The following is a 13864-nucleotide window of genomic DNA, read 5'->3' as shown; positions in this document are numbered from 1 at the left end:
CGCGGCGTCCGAGCCTCTACGCCCGTAGAAACGGCCGTAGAGGGACGAAAGTAAGCCTCACCGGGGTCCTTGCCAAGACCATCGTCGTCAACCCGCTGAGTCGATCGTGTTTCACACCCCTTAGGGTGAGCGCGGGCGCCTCGGAGCGAGCGCGGGCGCCCTCTCGTCGGCGGACGCCGGGCCCCCGCGAGCGAACATGCCCCCTCCAACGGATCGTGTCATCGTGGCATGAGCGGCCCCCCGGCAGCGCGGCCGCTCCGCACATCCTTCGGCGAAGGACGGACACGATGAACAGCGGCTACCTCGGCCCGGAGGGCGACCCCTTCGGAGAGTTTTTCGCCCGCTTCTTCGGCGGAACCGGCACCACGCCGGGACAGCCCGGCCAGCGCCACATCGACATCGGCCGTCTGCTCAGCCAGCCGGCCCGGGAGCTGGTCAGAGGGGCCGCGCAATACGCCGCCGAGCACGGCAGCCGGGACCTGGACACCCAGCACCTGCTGCGTGCGGCGCTGTCGGCCGAACCCACCCGGAGCCTGCTCAGCCGGGCGGGCGCGGACCCGGACTCGCTGGCGACCGAGATCGACGGCCGTGCGGGCCCCGCCCAGCACCAGCCGGGCGAGGGGCCCCCGCCGACCTCGCTGTCGCTGACCCCGGCGGTCAAGCGGGCCCTGCTGGACGCGCACGAGCTGGCGCGGGCGAGCGGCGCCGGGTACATCGGCCCGGAGCATGTGCTGAGCGCGCTGGCCGCGAACCCGGACTCGGCCGCAGGCCACATCCTGCACGCGGCCCGTTTCCCGACGAGCGGCGGGCCGCCGGAGACGGCGGAGGTCACCCAGACCCGCCCGGAGCGCCAGCGGCCCACGTCGACGCCGACGCTCGACAAGTACGGCCGCGATCTGACCGAGCTGGCCCGGCAGGGTCGTATCGACCCGGTCATCGGCCGGGACACGGAGATCGAGCAGACCGTCGAGGTGCTGTCCCGGCGCGGCAAGAACAACCCGGTGCTGATCGGTGACGCGGGTGTCGGCAAGACGGCGATCGTGGAGGGGCTCGCGCAGCGCATCGTGGACGGTGACGTCCCGGACGTCCTGGCCTGCCGCAGGGTCGTGGCCCTTGACCTGACCGGGGTGGTCGCGGGCACCCGGTTCCGGGGCGACTTCGAGGAGCGCCTGAACAACATCGTGGAGGAGATCCGGGCGCACTCCGACCGGCTGATCGTCTTCATCGACGAGCTGCACACCGTCGTCGGGGCCGGCAGCGGCGCCGAGGGCGGCGCGATGGACGCGGGCAACATCCTCAAGCCGGCCCTCGCCCGGGGCGAGCTGCACATCGTGGGCGCGACCACGCTGGAGGAGTTCCGGCGGATCGAGAAGGACGCGGCTCTGGCCCGCCGGTTCCAGCCGGTCATGGTGCCCGAGCCGACCGTCGAGGACACCATCGAGATCCTGCGAGGGCTGCGCGACCGGTACGAGGCCCACCACCAGGTCCGCTACACGGACGAGGCGCTGGTGGCCGCCGTGGAGCTGTCCGACCGCTATCTCACCGACCGCCGGCTGCCGGACAAGGCGATCGACCTGATCGACCAGGCGGGCGCGCGGGTGCGGCTGGGCGCCCGGACGAAGGGGACGGCCGTGCGCGTGATGGAGCGCGAGCTGGAGCAGCTGGTCCGGGACAAGGACCAGGCGGTCGCCGACGAGCAGTACGAGCAGGCCACCCAGCTGCGCGACCGGATCGGCGAGCTGAAGCAGCGGATCACGGACGCCAGCGACGAGGACGAGGCCGACGAGGGGCAGCACCTGGAGGTGACCGCGGAGGCGATCGCCGAGGTGGTGTCGCGGCAGACCGGTGTCCCGGTGAGCCGGCTGACCCAGGAGGAGAAGGAGCGGCTGCTCGGCCTGGAGGAGCATCTGCACCACCGGGTGGTCGGCCAGGACGAGGCGGTCGGCGTGGTCTCCGAGGCCGTGCTGCGCTCCCGGGCCGGGCTGTCGAACCCGAGCCGGCCGATCGGCAGCTTCCTCTTCCTCGGCCCGACCGGCGTCGGCAAGACCGAGCTGGCCCGCGCGCTCGCCGAGGCCCTGTTCGGCAGCGAGGACCGCATGGTCCGGCTCGACATGAGCGAGTACCAGGAGCGGCACACCGTCTCCCGGCTGGTGGGCGCCCCGCCCGGGTACGTCGGCCACGAGGAGGCGGGCCAGCTGACCGAGGTGGTGCGCCGGCACCCGTACTCGCTGCTGCTGCTCGACGAGGTGGAGAAGGCGCACCCGGACGTCTTCAACATCCTGCTGCAGGTCCTGGACGACGGCCGGCTCACCGACTCCCAGGGCCGCACGGTGGACTTCACCAACACGGTCATCGTGATGACGAGCAATCTCGGCTCCGAGGCCATCACCCGGCGCGGTGCGGGCATAGGGTTCGGGCCGGGCGGCGCGAACGCCGACGAGGAGGCACGGCAGGAGCGGATCCTGCGGCCCCTGCGCGAGCACTTCCGGCCCGAGTTCCTCAACCGCATCGACGAGATCGTGGTCTTCCGGCAGCTCACCGGCGAGCAACTGCGGCAGATCACCGACCTGTTGCTGGGGAGCACCCGCCGGATGCTGGACGGCCAGGGTGTCACGGTGGACTTCACGGACGCGGCCGTGGACTGGCTGGCCGAGCACGGCTATCAGCCGGAGTACGGCGCCCGGCCGCTGCGCCGCACCATCCAGCGCGAGGTCGACAACCGGCTGTCCCGGCTGCTGCTGAACGGCACGGTCTCCGAGGGCGGCCATGTGACCGTGGACGTGCGGGACGAACAGCTGGACTTCCGCGTGCGGGAGGCCCGGCCGCCGTCCCCTGCCGAGGCGTGACGCCCCGGAGATCTCCGGGGCGCCGACTCTACGGTGTCGGGTTCTACGGTGTCGTGCTCTACGGTGTCGGGTTCACGACCATCGCGGAGCCGCCGCCGCGCCGCACCTTCTCGGCGGCGGCCAGCCACTTGCCGTCCGGCAGCCGCTGGACGCCGGTCGCGGCGCCGATCTCGGGGTTGAGCGTGAAGCTGTGCCCGATGGCCTCCAGTTGCCTTCTCAAGTCGCTGTCGTACAGGCCGGGTTCGAGTTCGGTCCGGGCCGCGTTGCGCTGGCTGGCGCGGGGTGCGGCGATGGCGTCGACGAGCGGCAGATGCCGGTCGACGAACTCGGTGAGGGTCTGCAGCACGGTGGTGATGATGGTCGCGCCGCCGGGCGAACCGAGCGCGACGACGGGCTTGTCGTGCCGGTCGAGGACGATCGTCGGGGAGATCGAGGAGCGCGGCCGCTTGCCGGGTCCGGGCAGGTTCGGGTCGTGCACGGCCGGGTTGGCCGGAGTGAAGGAGAAGTCGGTCAGCTCGTTGTTGAGCAGGAAGCCCCGGCCGGGCACGGTGATGCCGCTGCCGCCGGTCTGCTCGATGGTGAGCGTGTAGGCGACGACGTTGCCCCACTTGTCGGCCACGGTGAGGTGGGTGGTGTTCTCGCCCTCGTACGTCGTCGGGGCCGCCGTGCCGCCGGTGGCGCAGGCGGCGGGGTGGCGCGGGTCGCCGGGGGCGAGCGGGCTGGTGAGGACCGCGTCGTCCTTGATCAGGCAGGCGCGCGAGTCGGCGTACTTCTGCGACAGCAGTTCCTTCGCCGGTACGTCCTCGAAGGCGGGGTCGCCGACCCAGCGGCCCCGGTCGGCGAAGGCGATACGGCTCGCCTCGATGTAGTGGTGCAGGTACTGCGTCTCGCTCGCCCTGGACAGGTCCGTGCGCTCAAGGATGTTGAGGGCCTCGCCGACGGTGGTGCCGCCGGAGGAGGAGGGCGCGATGGAGTACACCTTCAGGCCCCGGTAGGAAGTCCTCGTGGGCTGCTGGAGTTTGGCGTGGTAGACCGCGAGGTCCTTGTCGGAGAGCTGGCCGGGGCGGGCGTTCCAGCCCGAACCGGGGTCCACCGGCGGCTTGTTGACGGTCCGGACGATGTCGTCGCCCAGGTCGCCGTGGTAGATCGCGCCTACGCCCTTGCGGCCCAGTTCCTCGTAAGTCCGGGCCAGGTCGGGGTTCTTGAAGGTGGAGCCGACGACCGGGAGCTGTCCGTTCGGCAGGAACAGCCTTGCGGTGTCGGGGAAGTAGCGGAACCGGTTCTCGTTGGAGGCGGTCTGCGAACGGAAGGTGTCGTCCACGGTGAAGCCGTCGCGGGCGATGCGCTCGGCGGGTTCGAGGACCTTGCCGAGCTTCCTGCTGCCCCATTCGTCCAGTGCCGTCTGCCAGGTGGCGGGGGTGCCCGGGGTGCCGACGCTCAGACCGCTGCTGACGGCGTCGCCGAAGGCGAGCGGCTTGCCGTTCTCCGTGAACAGGTCGGAGTCCGCGCTCAGCGGCGCGGTCTCGCGGCCGTCGATGGTGTGCACCGTGCGGGACTTGGCGTCGTAGTAGACGAAGTAGCCGCCTCCGCCGACGCCGGCCGAGTAGGGCTCGGTGACGCCGAGCGCCGCGGCGGTGGCGACGGCCGCGTCCACGGCGTTGCCGCCCTTCTTCAGTACCTCGATGCCGGCTGCCGAGGCGTCCTCGTCGACGCTCGCGACCGCGCCGCCGTAGCCGACCGCGACGGGGACCTTCGGGGCGGGGGCCCGCGGTGCGCCCGGCGGAGCCGCCGCTCCCACCGTCACCACAGCGGCCGAGACCGCCAGAACCGCCAGCTTCCGCGTGCAAGGACGACCCATACTAACCTCCCGTCGGAACCGTCCGCGCAGCCTAACCAGACTACCGGCGGTACCGACAGAGTGCCTGAGTCACTCACTGCACGAACGCCACAGTTCGAACAGGGGTACGTACCCGCCACCGGGGCCCGCTACCATGCGCCCCCATGAACGACGACGTACGCAACATCGTCCTGGGTGTCGTGGCCGCCGGCATCAGCGCCTCACTGGGCTGGCTCGCCCGTACCTATCTGTGGCGCCGCAAGCTGCGCCGCAAACAGGCCTTCTTCGGTCTGCCGGAGAACTCGGAGGCCCTGCTCGTCGTCAACCGGGACCCCGCCACGTCCGAGCCCGCGGTCCACCGCTTCGACGTGTTCGCACTGCTGGAGCTCGCCGCGCTGATCAAGGACTGCGGCGCGCACGTCACCATGGTCACGCAGGACGCGCCCCAGCAGAGCTTCGGCGAGCGCACCGAGTTCTGCGTGGGCGGGCCCGCCTCCAACCGGCGGATGATGGCCCACATGTCGGCGATGCTGCCCGGCATACGCGTGAACGTCGACCCCGAACCGGTCGCGGACCGGGGCGCGTTCCAGATCGGCGCCGAGCGCTACCGCATGGACGCGGGTGTCACCGAGTACGTCCTGCTCGCCCGGGTCTCGGCGGGTACGGAGACCCGGCCGGTGTTCCTCTTCTGCGGCCAGCGGGCCATCACCAACCAGGCCGCGACCCGCTATCTGGCCCGCAATCACGAGCGGTTGGCGCGCAAGCACGGCTCGGGCACCTTCGTGCTGCTGCTGAAGGTCGTCAACTCCCAGGCGTACGGCCCCGATCTGGTCGAGCTGGTCGCGGACGTGACGCGGGTGGCCCAGGCGCCGCTGCCGGCCGCCACGGAGGCGCGGAGCAGGCACCGGGCGTCGTGACACCGCCCGGCACAGGCACAACCCGTCCGGCGCGCAGCTGACCTTCTCCTCGCCCCCGGACGACCCGTCGTACGCGTCCGTCCCCGTGCGCGAGCAGTGATCTCCGGCTGCCGCCGGACGAGCCTGGCCCGTGTGAACTGCCGCCCCCCTAAGGTCGCGGGGCCGTGGGGGGCTCCCCACCCGGCAGCAGCGTCCCAGGTTCGACCGTGTCGAGCGCCACGGCCTCGGTCTTGGGACTGCGCTGCTCACGGCGGGACACCCAGCCGGCGAACCACGAGAGCAGCATGCACATCCCGATGTAGATCGGCGAGATCACCATCACCACAGGGATGAACGGCAAATCGTAGTCGAGGTTCGACGCGATGAGCTTGCCGGCGTGGAGGAACTCCTCGTAGGTGATGAGAAAGCCCAGCGAGGTGTCCTTCAGGGCGACCACCAGCTGGCTGATGACGGCCGGCAGCATGGCCCGCACGGCCTGCGGGACCAGCACATGGGACATGACCTGGGTCTTGCGCATCCCGAGCGCGAACGCGGCCTCCTTCTGGCCGCGTTCGACGGCGTTCACGCCGGAGCGCAGGACCTCGGCGAGCACCGAGCCGTTGTAGAGGGCGAGTCCGGCGACCAGCGCGGGCAGCGGCTGGACCTTGAGCGCCACGAAGATGAAGAAGATCATCACCAGTACGGGCATGGCGCGGAAGAACTCCACGACGACCGTGGCCGCCCAGCGCACCACCCGGTGCTCCGAGAGCCGTCCGGTGGCCAGGACGCCCCCGAGGACGAGCGAGAGGACGGCCGCCATCGCGAACGCCTTGAGCGTGTTCCCGAGGCCCCGCAGCAGCAGCTTCTGGATGCCCTTGTACTCGAACGGCGCCCACTTGGTGGCCGTGAACTGCCTGGTGGCGAAGAGGAGATACAGGATCCAGGCGACGAGGGCGAGCAGGACGGCCGTGGACAGGACGCCGTAGAGGGCGTGCCGTCGCCGGGTGCCGGGCCCCGGGACGTCGTAGAGCGCGGTGGCGTCGGTCATCGGGCGACTCCGTAGGTGCGCTCCAGCACGTTGAACAGGGCGCTGATGGCGAGCGTGATGATCAGGTAGCCGACGGCGATCCAGACGAAGGTCCAGACGACGTTGTAGCCCAGTTCGCCCAGGGTCTTGTAGGTGCCGAGCAGTTCGGTGACGCTGAACGCGCCCGCGATCGCGGAGTTCTTGGCGAGCGCGATGAGCGTGGAGCCGACCGGCGGGATCACGGACCGGAACGCCTGCGGCAGCACGACCAGTGCGAGGGTCTGCGTGAAGGTCATGCCGAGGCTGCGTGCCGCCTCGCCCTGTCCCCTGGGCACGGTGTTGATGCCGGAGCGCAACGCCTCGCAGATGAACGCCGAGGTGTAGCAGCCGAGCGCGAGCACGGCGAACACCTTGAAGGGCAGGACGAGTCCGAACCGCGGCAGGCCCAGCAGCACCGCGAAGAACAGCAGGGTGAGCGGGGTGTTGCGCAGCACGGTGACCCAGGCCGTGCCGAAGACGCGCAGCGAGGCGACGGGCGCGACACGGAAGGAGGCCGTCACGAAGCCCAGCACCAGGGCCAGCAGGGAGGCGTAGACGGTCAGTTCGACCGTGCCGAGGAAACCCTCGGCGAAGAGGGAGAAGTTGTCTGTCAGTACGTTCATGCCGTCTTCGCTTCAGCTCGCCGGATAGCGGTCGATCGGGGGCGGTTCGGGGGCGGGCACTCCGGACTGACCGAGCGTCGCCTCGTACGCCCTCTTCCAGTCGCCGTTCTCCTCGCGTGCCCGCAGCGCGTCGTCGAGGGCGTATCGCAGGGCGTTGTCGCCGCGCGGCACGCCGATGCCGTAGGGCTCCTGGGAGAAGGGCCTGCCGACGACCTTGAGCTCGTCGGGTGCCTTCGCCGCGTAGCCGATGAGGATCGCGTCGTCGGTGGTGACGGCGTCGACCTGGTAGGTGAGCAGGTTGTCGACGCACACCGAGTAGGTGTCGTAGGCGACCAGGACCGCCTTCGGGAACTGTTCCTTGATGCGCTGGTAGGGGGTCGAACCGGCCGCCGAGCAGACGCGTCTGCCGTCGAGGTCCTGCGGCCCCCGGATGTGCTTCTCGTCCTTGCGGACCAGCAGCGACTGTCCGGCCATGTAGTAGGGACCGGCGAAGCCCACGAGCTTCTTGCGGTTGTCGTTGATGGTGTAGGTGCCGACGTAGTAGTCGATCTGGCCGTTCTGCAGGGCGGTTTCGCGGTTGGCCGAGGCGATGGTGCGAAAGCGGACCCGGTCCGCCGGGAAGCCGAGCGAGGCCCCCAGTATCCTGGCGACCTCGATGTCGAAGCCGGAGTAGACACCGGTCGCCGGGTCCCGCTCGCCGAGGTAGGGCTGGTCCTCCTTGACCCCGACGCGCAGGTACCCGCGCTTCTTCGCCCGGGTCCAGGTCGGGGAATCGGGCAGCGTGAAGGCCCGGTCGACCTCGTAGTGGGGAAGCCTGTTCTGCACCGGACCCTTGGTGGGCGGGCTGCCCTCCTTGCCGCAGGCGGCGGCGAACAGCGCGGTCAGGACGGCCAGAACGGTCAGGAGGAGAGGCACACGTGTGGTACGGGACATGGGTCGCACTCCCCCGGCTCAGTGCTTGAGGATCTTGGAGAGGAAGTCCTTGGCGCGTTCGCTGCGCGGGTTGGTGAAGAAGGCCTCCGGGGTGCGGTCCTCGACGATGCGGCCGTCGGCCATGAAGACGACCCGGTTGGCGGAGGCGCGGGCGAAGCCCATCTCGTGGGTGACGACGACCATGGTCATGCCCTCACGGGCCAGTTGCCGCATGACCTCCAGCACCTCGTTGATCATCTCGGGGTCCAGGGCGGAGGTGGGCTCGTCGAAGAGGAGGGCTTTGGGCTCCATGGCGAGGGCGCGGGCGATGGCCACCCGCTGCTGCTGTCCGCCGGAGAGCTGCGCGGGGCACTTGTCGGCGTGGGCCAGCAGGCCCACCCGGTCCAGCAACGCACGGGAGCGGCTGTCGGCCTCGTCCTTCCTGCGCCTGCGGACCTTCACCTGGGCGAGGGAGACGTTCTGCAGGACCGTCTTGTGGGCGAAGAGGTTGAAGGACTGGAAGACCATGCCGACCTCGGCGCGGAGCTTCGCGAGGGCCTTGCCCTCCGAGGGCAGCGGCTGTCCGTCGAGGGTGATCGTGCCGGACTCGATGGTCTCCAGGCGGTTGATCGTCCGGCACAGCGTCGACTTCCCCGACCCCGAGGGGCCGATGACCACGACCACCTCCCCCTTGCCCACCGTGAGGTCGATGTCCCGCAGGACGTGCAGCTCCCCGAAGTACTTGTTGACGTTGCGCAGCTCGATCAACGGCTCGACGGCCATCCGCAGCCCTACTCACCTTCTGCCGTGTCGTGGTCGCCGCAAACTATCCAGAGAGCGGTGGAGCCGACGGACGACACGCACTTTCAGGCATTAGGCGTATTTAACCCTCGGGCGCGGGCTTCGGGCGTGGGCTTCGGGCGGATGCCGGTGCCCGTGGCCGGGCTCAGGACTCGGCGACCTCCGCGTACAGCTGCGACAGCTCGGGGACGCCGCTCGCCGCCCACTCCTGGCCTGACTCCACGACCTCGACCTCGCGGCCCGAGGGGAGCTGTATGACCGGCTCGCCGTCGGACCGGATGCGCCACACGGCGCCGGGTACGGTGCGCACGACCACCGTGCCCAGGTACAGCCCGGCGTCGTTGCCGAGCCAGGGCAGCGTCTCCGCGTCGTCGCGCCAGCGCGGGACCAACTGGTCCAGCGCCGCCAGGGAGGCCGGCGTGTCGTCCAGCTGGACGTCCGCCTCGGCCGCCTGGGAGCGGAGCAGTTCACATTCCGACAGCAGCGCGGCGATCGCCTCCGGGTCGGCCGGAAGCTCCGCACCACCGCTCTTGTCGTGCCGATGGCCCAGGAACGGAAGATGCATGCACCCAGCGTGGCATCACACGTCGAGATCGACCACCACCGGCGCGTGGTCGGACGCGCCCTTGCCCTTGCGCTCCTCTCGGTCGACGTAGGAGTCCTTGACAGCCTTCGAGAACGGACCGTTGCCGTACACCAGGTCGATGCGCATGCCGCGGTTCTTCGGGAAGCCGAGCTGGCGGTAGTCCCAGTACGTGAACGGGTGGTCGTACTTCAGCGGGCGCGGGACGACGTCGGTCAGGCCCGTCTCGCGCAGGGAGGCGAGGGCGGCGCGCTCGGCGGGGGTGACGTGCGTGGCGCCCTCGAAGGCGGCCCTGTCGTAGACGTCGTCGTCGGTCGGCGCCACGTTGTAGTCCCCCAGCACCGCGAACGGGCGGCCGCCGGCCGCGTCGTCGGCGACGGCGGCCTTCAGTGCCTCGAACCACTGGAGCTTGTAGGCGTAGTGCGGGTGGTCCACCTCGCGGCCGTTGGGCACGTACACCGACCAGACGCGGACCGGGCCGCAGGTCGCCGAGACGGCGCGGGGCTCGACCACGCCCTCGTAGCCCGGGTCGCCCGGCAGGCCCTTGACGACGTCTTCAAGGCCGACGCGGGAGAGCACCGCCACGCCGTTCCACCGGCCGGTCGCGTTGACCGCCGACTCGTAGCCCAGCTCGCGCAGCTGGTCGACCGGGAACTGCTCCTCGGCGATCTTCGCCTCCTGGAGGCAGAGCACGTCGGTGCCGCTGCTCTCCAGCCAGGCGAGCAGCCGCGGCAGGCGGGCGGTGATCGAGTTCACGTTCCAGGTGGCGATGCGCATGCCTCACAACCTACCTGCCGGGTCTGACAACCGGCCCGGCGCACAGCACACCGTGCACGGCTGACGGCGGACGGCTGACGGCTGACGGCTGACGGCTGACGGCTGACGGCGGACGGCTCACAGCTCGGCGGAGGCTCCCGGGGCGAGCCGCAGGTGCTCCGCGCCGGCCAGGGCGCCGATCTGGCGGTCGTAGATCGGGCGGGCGAGGTCGGTGAGGAGGGCGTCGTGGATGTCGTAGGCGCGCTGCGGGGCGACCTCGCGGACGTAGTCGATGACCTCGGCGATCTTGTTCCAGGGGGCCATCACGGGGAGCATCAGGGTCTCCACCGGCCGGTCGGGGACGGTGAGGGCGTCGCCGGGGTGGAAGACCCGGCCGCCGTCGATCAGGTAGCCGACGTTGGTGATGCGCGGGATGTCGGGGTGGATCACCGCGTGCAGCTCGCCGTGGACCTGGACGTCGAAGCCGGCGGCGGTGAAGGTGTCGCCGTGCCCGACGGTGTGCACGCGCCCCGGGAAAGCCGCCGAGATCTGGTCGGCGACGGACTTCAGGGTCCAGATCCCGGCGGCCGGGTTCGCCTCCAGAGCGGCGCGCAGCCGGCCCTCGTCGAAGTGGTCGGCGTGCTCGTGCGTGACCAGGATCGCGTCCGCGCCGGCCGCCGCGTCCTGCTCGCTGAACCCGCCCGGGTCGATGACGAGCGTCCGCCCGTCCTTCTCCAGGCGGACGCAGGCGTGGGACTTCTTGGTGAGCTTCATGCCTCCCCATCCTGCCGTCACCGGGTGCCCGGGGCTCACTCGGCGGGCGTGGTCTCCTCACGGATGACCCGCTGGGCCACCCGGAACGCGCCGCTCGCCGCCGGCACCCCGCAGTACACGGCCGCCTGGAGCAGCACCTCGCGGATCTCGTCCGGGGTGAGGCCGTTGCGCAGGGCGGCACGGACGTGGGTGGCCAGCTCCTCCAGGTGACCGCCGGCGACCAGCGCGGTGAGCGTGACGCAGCTGCGGGCGCGGCGGTCGAGGCCGGGCCGGTCCCAGATCTCGCCCCAGGCGTAGCGGGTGACGAACTGCTGGAAGTCGCCCGAGAAGTCGTCGGCGTCGGCCAGGGTCCGGTCGACGTGCGCGTCGCCCTGCACCTCGCGGCGGATCTTCAGCCCGGTCTCGTACCGGTCGGGCGTCCCGGGCGGCTGCGCCGGTACGACGGCCGGGGCGATCTCGGCGACGGGGCCGGCGTGCGGCGCGGCCGTCAGGGCGGGGTTGACCGGGGCGGCCGGAAGCGCGGTCTGGCCGGTGTCGAAAAGCTGCCGCCAGGCGGTGGAGAAGTGCCGTACGAGGAGGTCGGTGACGGCGGCGGGCTGCTCGACCGGCACCAGATGCGAGGCGCCGGGGACGACCGCGAGGCGCGCGTCCGGTATCCCGGCGACCAGGGTGCGTGCCTCGGCCGGACCGGTGACCTGGTCGTCGGAGCCGACCAGCACCAGCGTCGGCGCGTCGACCCGGCCCAGCTCGGGCCGCACGTCGAACCCGGCGAGCGCCTCGCAGGCGGCGATGTAGCAGCCCGGGTCGGTGGTGCGCACCATCTGCACGGCCCAGTCGGTTATGGCGGGCTGGGCGGCGGAGAAGCCGGTGGTGAACCAGCGGTCGGGGGCACTGCGGGCGATCGGGTCGAGCCCGTTCGTCCGTACGATCACACCGCGCTGGCGGAACTCGTCGGCCGTGCCGAACCGGGGCGAGGCGGCGACCAGCGCGAGCGAGGCGAGCCGCTCGGGGTTGCGCAGGGCCAGCTCGATGCCGATGGCGCCGCCCAGCGAGCAGCCGGCGTAGCCGAAGCGCTGCACGCCGAGGCCGTCCAGGGTGGCCAGCAGCCGGGCGGCCAGCTCGCCGACGGAACCGGCCGGATGCGCGGGGGCGCCGCCGTGGCCCGGCAGGTCGAAGCGGAAGACGCGCCACTGCTTGACCAGCTCCGGTACCTGGCGGTCCCACATGTGCCACGTGGTGCCCAGCGAGGGGCCCAGGATCAGGACCGGGGCGTCTTCTGGCCCGTCAAAGCGGTATTGCAGGGTGTTCGGTGGTGTCTCGCTCACCCGTCTGAGCCTCTCATCTGTCACGACAGCCCCTATGAGCGGGGGTCTGGCTTTAGCTGTTTGACCAGATGGAAGACCTCCCGGGCCGCGTAGCGCTTGAGGCAACGGACGATTTCGCGCCGGGTCTTGCCCTCCTTGATCCGCCGCTCGTAGTAGTCCTGAGTGCGCGGATCGACCCGCAGGCGGGTGAACACGATGCGATGCAGCGCGGCATTGGCCTGCCGGTCGCCGCCGCGGTTGAGACGACGGAACTGCCGGCGCCCCGAGGAACGCTCGACAGGGCTGACACCGCACAGCGCAGCGAACGACGCCTCACTGTCCAGCCGCTCCGGATTGTCCCCCACCGTGACCAGCAGAGCGACCGCCGTGTCCGGACCGATCCCCACCACGTCGAGCAGCTGCGGGGCATGCCGTTGCACAAGCCGGGCCAGACGAACCTCCACCTCCCGGATCTCTTCGGAGAGCCGGCCGATCCGGGATGCCAGCAGGCCCAACGTGATCCGCGTGGCCTGCGCTACCGGCTCTTCGCCGACCTCTTCCTGGCCGCTCGCGTCGTTGAACCGCGCACAGGTACGGAAGAGTTCGGCATTACCCAGTCCAGCCAGCTCTTCCCGTAAGGCGGGCTCGGCAGTGACGAGTACGGCCTTGAGCTGGTTAATGGCCTGCGTGCGGGCTTTGACCGCCGACGCCTTCGTGAGCTTGTACATTCTCGCGATCTGCACCGGCCCGTCACCCGATTTGGCCCGGGCGCGGGCCCGCCCGCTCAACACGGCTCGCGCCGCGTTCTGGGCATCGAGCGGATCCGACTTGCCGCGCCGACGGCGATCCGCCCGGTCCATCCAGTTCACGTCAAACACGTCCACACCCTGGGCCAGCAGATAGCGGGACAGGGACGCCCCGTAGGAGCCGGTCCCCTCCACTCCAGCCCGCCTCACGGTTCCCGACTTCCCGGCCCACTTCAGCAGAGCGCGGTATCCAGCCGCGGTGGCCGGGAACTCGTCAGTGGCCAGCACCGCCCCCGTCAAGGAAAGCACCGCAGCCACATGGGCATCACGATGTGTATCCACGCCCAGCACCACCTCACCCGCGGGGCGGCGGCGGGCCTTCGGAGCAGGCAACGTACTGGACATGGTCGAATTCGCCATACCCGATCCCTTCCCGGTCCGATGACGTGTCGCGTTGCCGGTACCGGGCCGCGTCGGACGGTCAGAATCGTGAGGACGCCACAACGATCGGCAGGCCCCTACCGGGACACGCCCCGCCAGTCCGGTACCGACAACGCACCATCCCCGGCCAACAGCCGACACCGTGTGACTTACTGATCGTTTCAGAATGAGTTGCGCTGCGGGTCTTGTGCTCGACGATCTTGGTCGGCAGGGTGTCCGGAGTGCGTGCTGATCTTGTTCCTGACGACCTGTGGGAGCGGGTGGCCCCGCTGCTGCCGC

Annotated in this window: 12 protein-coding genes; 2 read left to right on the top strand and 10 right to left on the bottom strand. The window is 70.7% G+C overall.

The features are described 5' to 3' along the window. Positions 1–287 precede the first annotated feature (287 nt). Entirely contained in the window at positions 288–2846 is a 2559-nt protein-coding gene (locus tag ACGFYV_RS18185) for an ATP-dependent Clp protease ATP-binding subunit (RefSeq protein ID WP_393879393.1), read from the top strand. Between the two features lie 58 nt (positions 2847–2904). Here the strand turns inward: ACGFYV_RS18185 and ggt are convergent, their stop codons facing one another. Further along, positions 2905–4704: a gamma-glutamyltransferase gene (gene ggt / locus ACGFYV_RS18180; protein ID WP_393879392.1), complete on the bottom strand. Its 1800-nt coding sequence runs from the start codon at positions 4702–4704 to the stop codon at positions 2905–2907. A gap of 143 nt (positions 4705–4847) precedes the next feature. Here ggt and ACGFYV_RS18175 point away from each other — a divergent pair, with 143 nt between their 5' ends. Beyond that, a complete protein-coding gene (locus ACGFYV_RS18175; protein ID WP_393879391.1) occupies positions 4848–5600 on the top strand; it encodes a hypothetical protein in 753 nt (250 codons plus the stop codon). Positions 5601–5748: 148 nt separating this feature from the next. On the opposite strand, the gene ACGFYV_RS18170 is transcribed toward ACGFYV_RS18175, so the two are convergent. From ACGFYV_RS18170 to ACGFYV_RS18130, 9 genes are all read right to left on the bottom strand, one after another. Next, the gene (locus ACGFYV_RS18170) at positions 5749–6627 is read right to left on the bottom strand and encodes an amino acid ABC transporter permease (protein ID WP_393879390.1); all 879 of its coding nucleotides are present in this window, start codon (positions 6625–6627) and stop codon (positions 5749–5751) included. Next, positions 6624–7268 (bottom strand): amino acid ABC transporter permease, encoded by a 645-nt coding sequence (locus ACGFYV_RS18165; protein WP_393879389.1) that lies wholly within the window; start codon positions 7266–7268, stop codon positions 6624–6626. Before ACGFYV_RS18165 ends, ACGFYV_RS18170 begins: the two co-directional genes overlap by 4 nt. 12 nt (positions 7269–7280) lie before the next feature. Further along, the gene (locus ACGFYV_RS18160) at positions 7281–8201 is read right to left on the bottom strand and encodes a glutamate ABC transporter substrate-binding protein (protein ID WP_393879388.1); all 921 of its coding nucleotides are present in this window, start codon (positions 8199–8201) and stop codon (positions 7281–7283) included. 18 nt (positions 8202–8219) lie between these two features. Next, positions 8220–8963, bottom strand: coding sequence for an amino acid ABC transporter ATP-binding protein (locus ACGFYV_RS18155; RefSeq protein WP_393879387.1), 744 nt, complete (start codon positions 8961–8963; stop codon positions 8220–8222). 163 nt (positions 8964–9126) lie between these two features. Then, complete coding sequence (locus ACGFYV_RS18150) at positions 9127–9546, bottom strand: DUF6278 family protein (protein WP_393879386.1); 420 nt, start codon at positions 9544–9546, stop codon at positions 9127–9129. 15 nt (positions 9547–9561) lie between these two features. Further along, positions 9562–10341, bottom strand: coding sequence for an exodeoxyribonuclease III (locus tag ACGFYV_RS18145; protein WP_393879385.1), 780 nt, complete (start codon positions 10339–10341; stop codon positions 9562–9564). 117 nt (positions 10342–10458) lie between these two features. Continuing rightward, positions 10459–11094 carry an MBL fold metallo-hydrolase gene (locus tag ACGFYV_RS18140; RefSeq protein ID WP_393879384.1) on the bottom strand — a complete coding sequence of 212 codons (636 nt, stop codon included), beginning with the start codon at positions 11092–11094 and terminating at the stop codon, positions 10459–10461. A gap of 35 nt (positions 11095–11129) precedes the next feature. Continuing rightward, positions 11130–12419, bottom strand: a complete 1290-nt coding sequence (gene pcaC, locus ACGFYV_RS18135; protein ID WP_393879383.1) for a 4-carboxymuconolactone decarboxylase — start codon at positions 12417–12419, stop codon at positions 11130–11132. Between the two features lie 32 nt (positions 12420–12451). Then, complete coding sequence (locus ACGFYV_RS18130) at positions 12452–13564, bottom strand: IS110 family transposase (RefSeq protein WP_393879382.1); 1113 nt, start codon at positions 13562–13564, stop codon at positions 12452–12454. Positions 13565–13864 lie beyond the last annotated feature (300 nt).

The sequence above is a fragment of the Streptomyces sp. NPDC048297 genome, from assembly GCF_043201585.1.
In the GTDB taxonomy this organism is placed as follows: Bacteria; Actinomycetota; Actinomycetes; order Streptomycetales; family Streptomycetaceae; genus Streptomyces.
The sequence above is the reverse complement of the archived record's forward strand: the minus strand, read 5'-3'. Positions and strand labels throughout refer to the sequence as shown.

Bases quoted from the DNA above. Each gene is read 5' to 3' on its own strand.
- ACGFYV_RS18185 (WP_393879393.1), top strand. From the start codon at position 288: ATGAACAGCGGCTACCTCGGCCCGGAGGGCGACCCCTTCGGAGAGTTT.
- ggt (WP_393879392.1), bottom strand. From the start codon at position 4,704: ATGGGTCGTCCTTGCACGCGGAAGCTGGCGGTTCTGGCGGTCTCGGCC.
- ACGFYV_RS18175 (WP_393879391.1), top strand. From the start codon at position 4,848: ATGAACGACGACGTACGCAACATCGTCCTGGGTGTCGTGGCCGCCGGC.
- ACGFYV_RS18170 (WP_393879390.1), bottom strand. From the start codon at position 6,627: ATGACCGACGCCACCGCGCTCTACGACGTCCCGGGGCCCGGCACCCGG.
- ACGFYV_RS18165 (WP_393879389.1), bottom strand. From the start codon at position 7,268: ATGAACGTACTGACAGACAACTTCTCCCTCTTCGCCGAGGGTTTCCTC.
- ACGFYV_RS18160 (WP_393879388.1), bottom strand. From the start codon at position 8,201: ATGTCCCGTACCACACGTGTGCCTCTCCTCCTGACCGTTCTGGCCGTC.
- ACGFYV_RS18155 (WP_393879387.1), bottom strand. From the start codon at position 8,963: ATGGCCGTCGAGCCGTTGATCGAGCTGCGCAACGTCAACAAGTACTTC.
- ACGFYV_RS18150 (WP_393879386.1), bottom strand. From the start codon at position 9,546: ATGCATCTTCCGTTCCTGGGCCATCGGCACGACAAGAGCGGTGGTGCG.
- ACGFYV_RS18145 (WP_393879385.1), bottom strand. From the start codon at position 10,341: ATGCGCATCGCCACCTGGAACGTGAACTCGATCACCGCCCGCCTGCCG.
- ACGFYV_RS18140 (WP_393879384.1), bottom strand. From the start codon at position 11,094: ATGAAGCTCACCAAGAAGTCCCACGCCTGCGTCCGCCTGGAGAAGGAC.
- ACGFYV_RS18130 (WP_393879382.1), bottom strand. From the start codon at position 13,564: ATGGCGAATTCGACCATGTCCAGTACGTTGCCTGCTCCGAAGGCCCGC.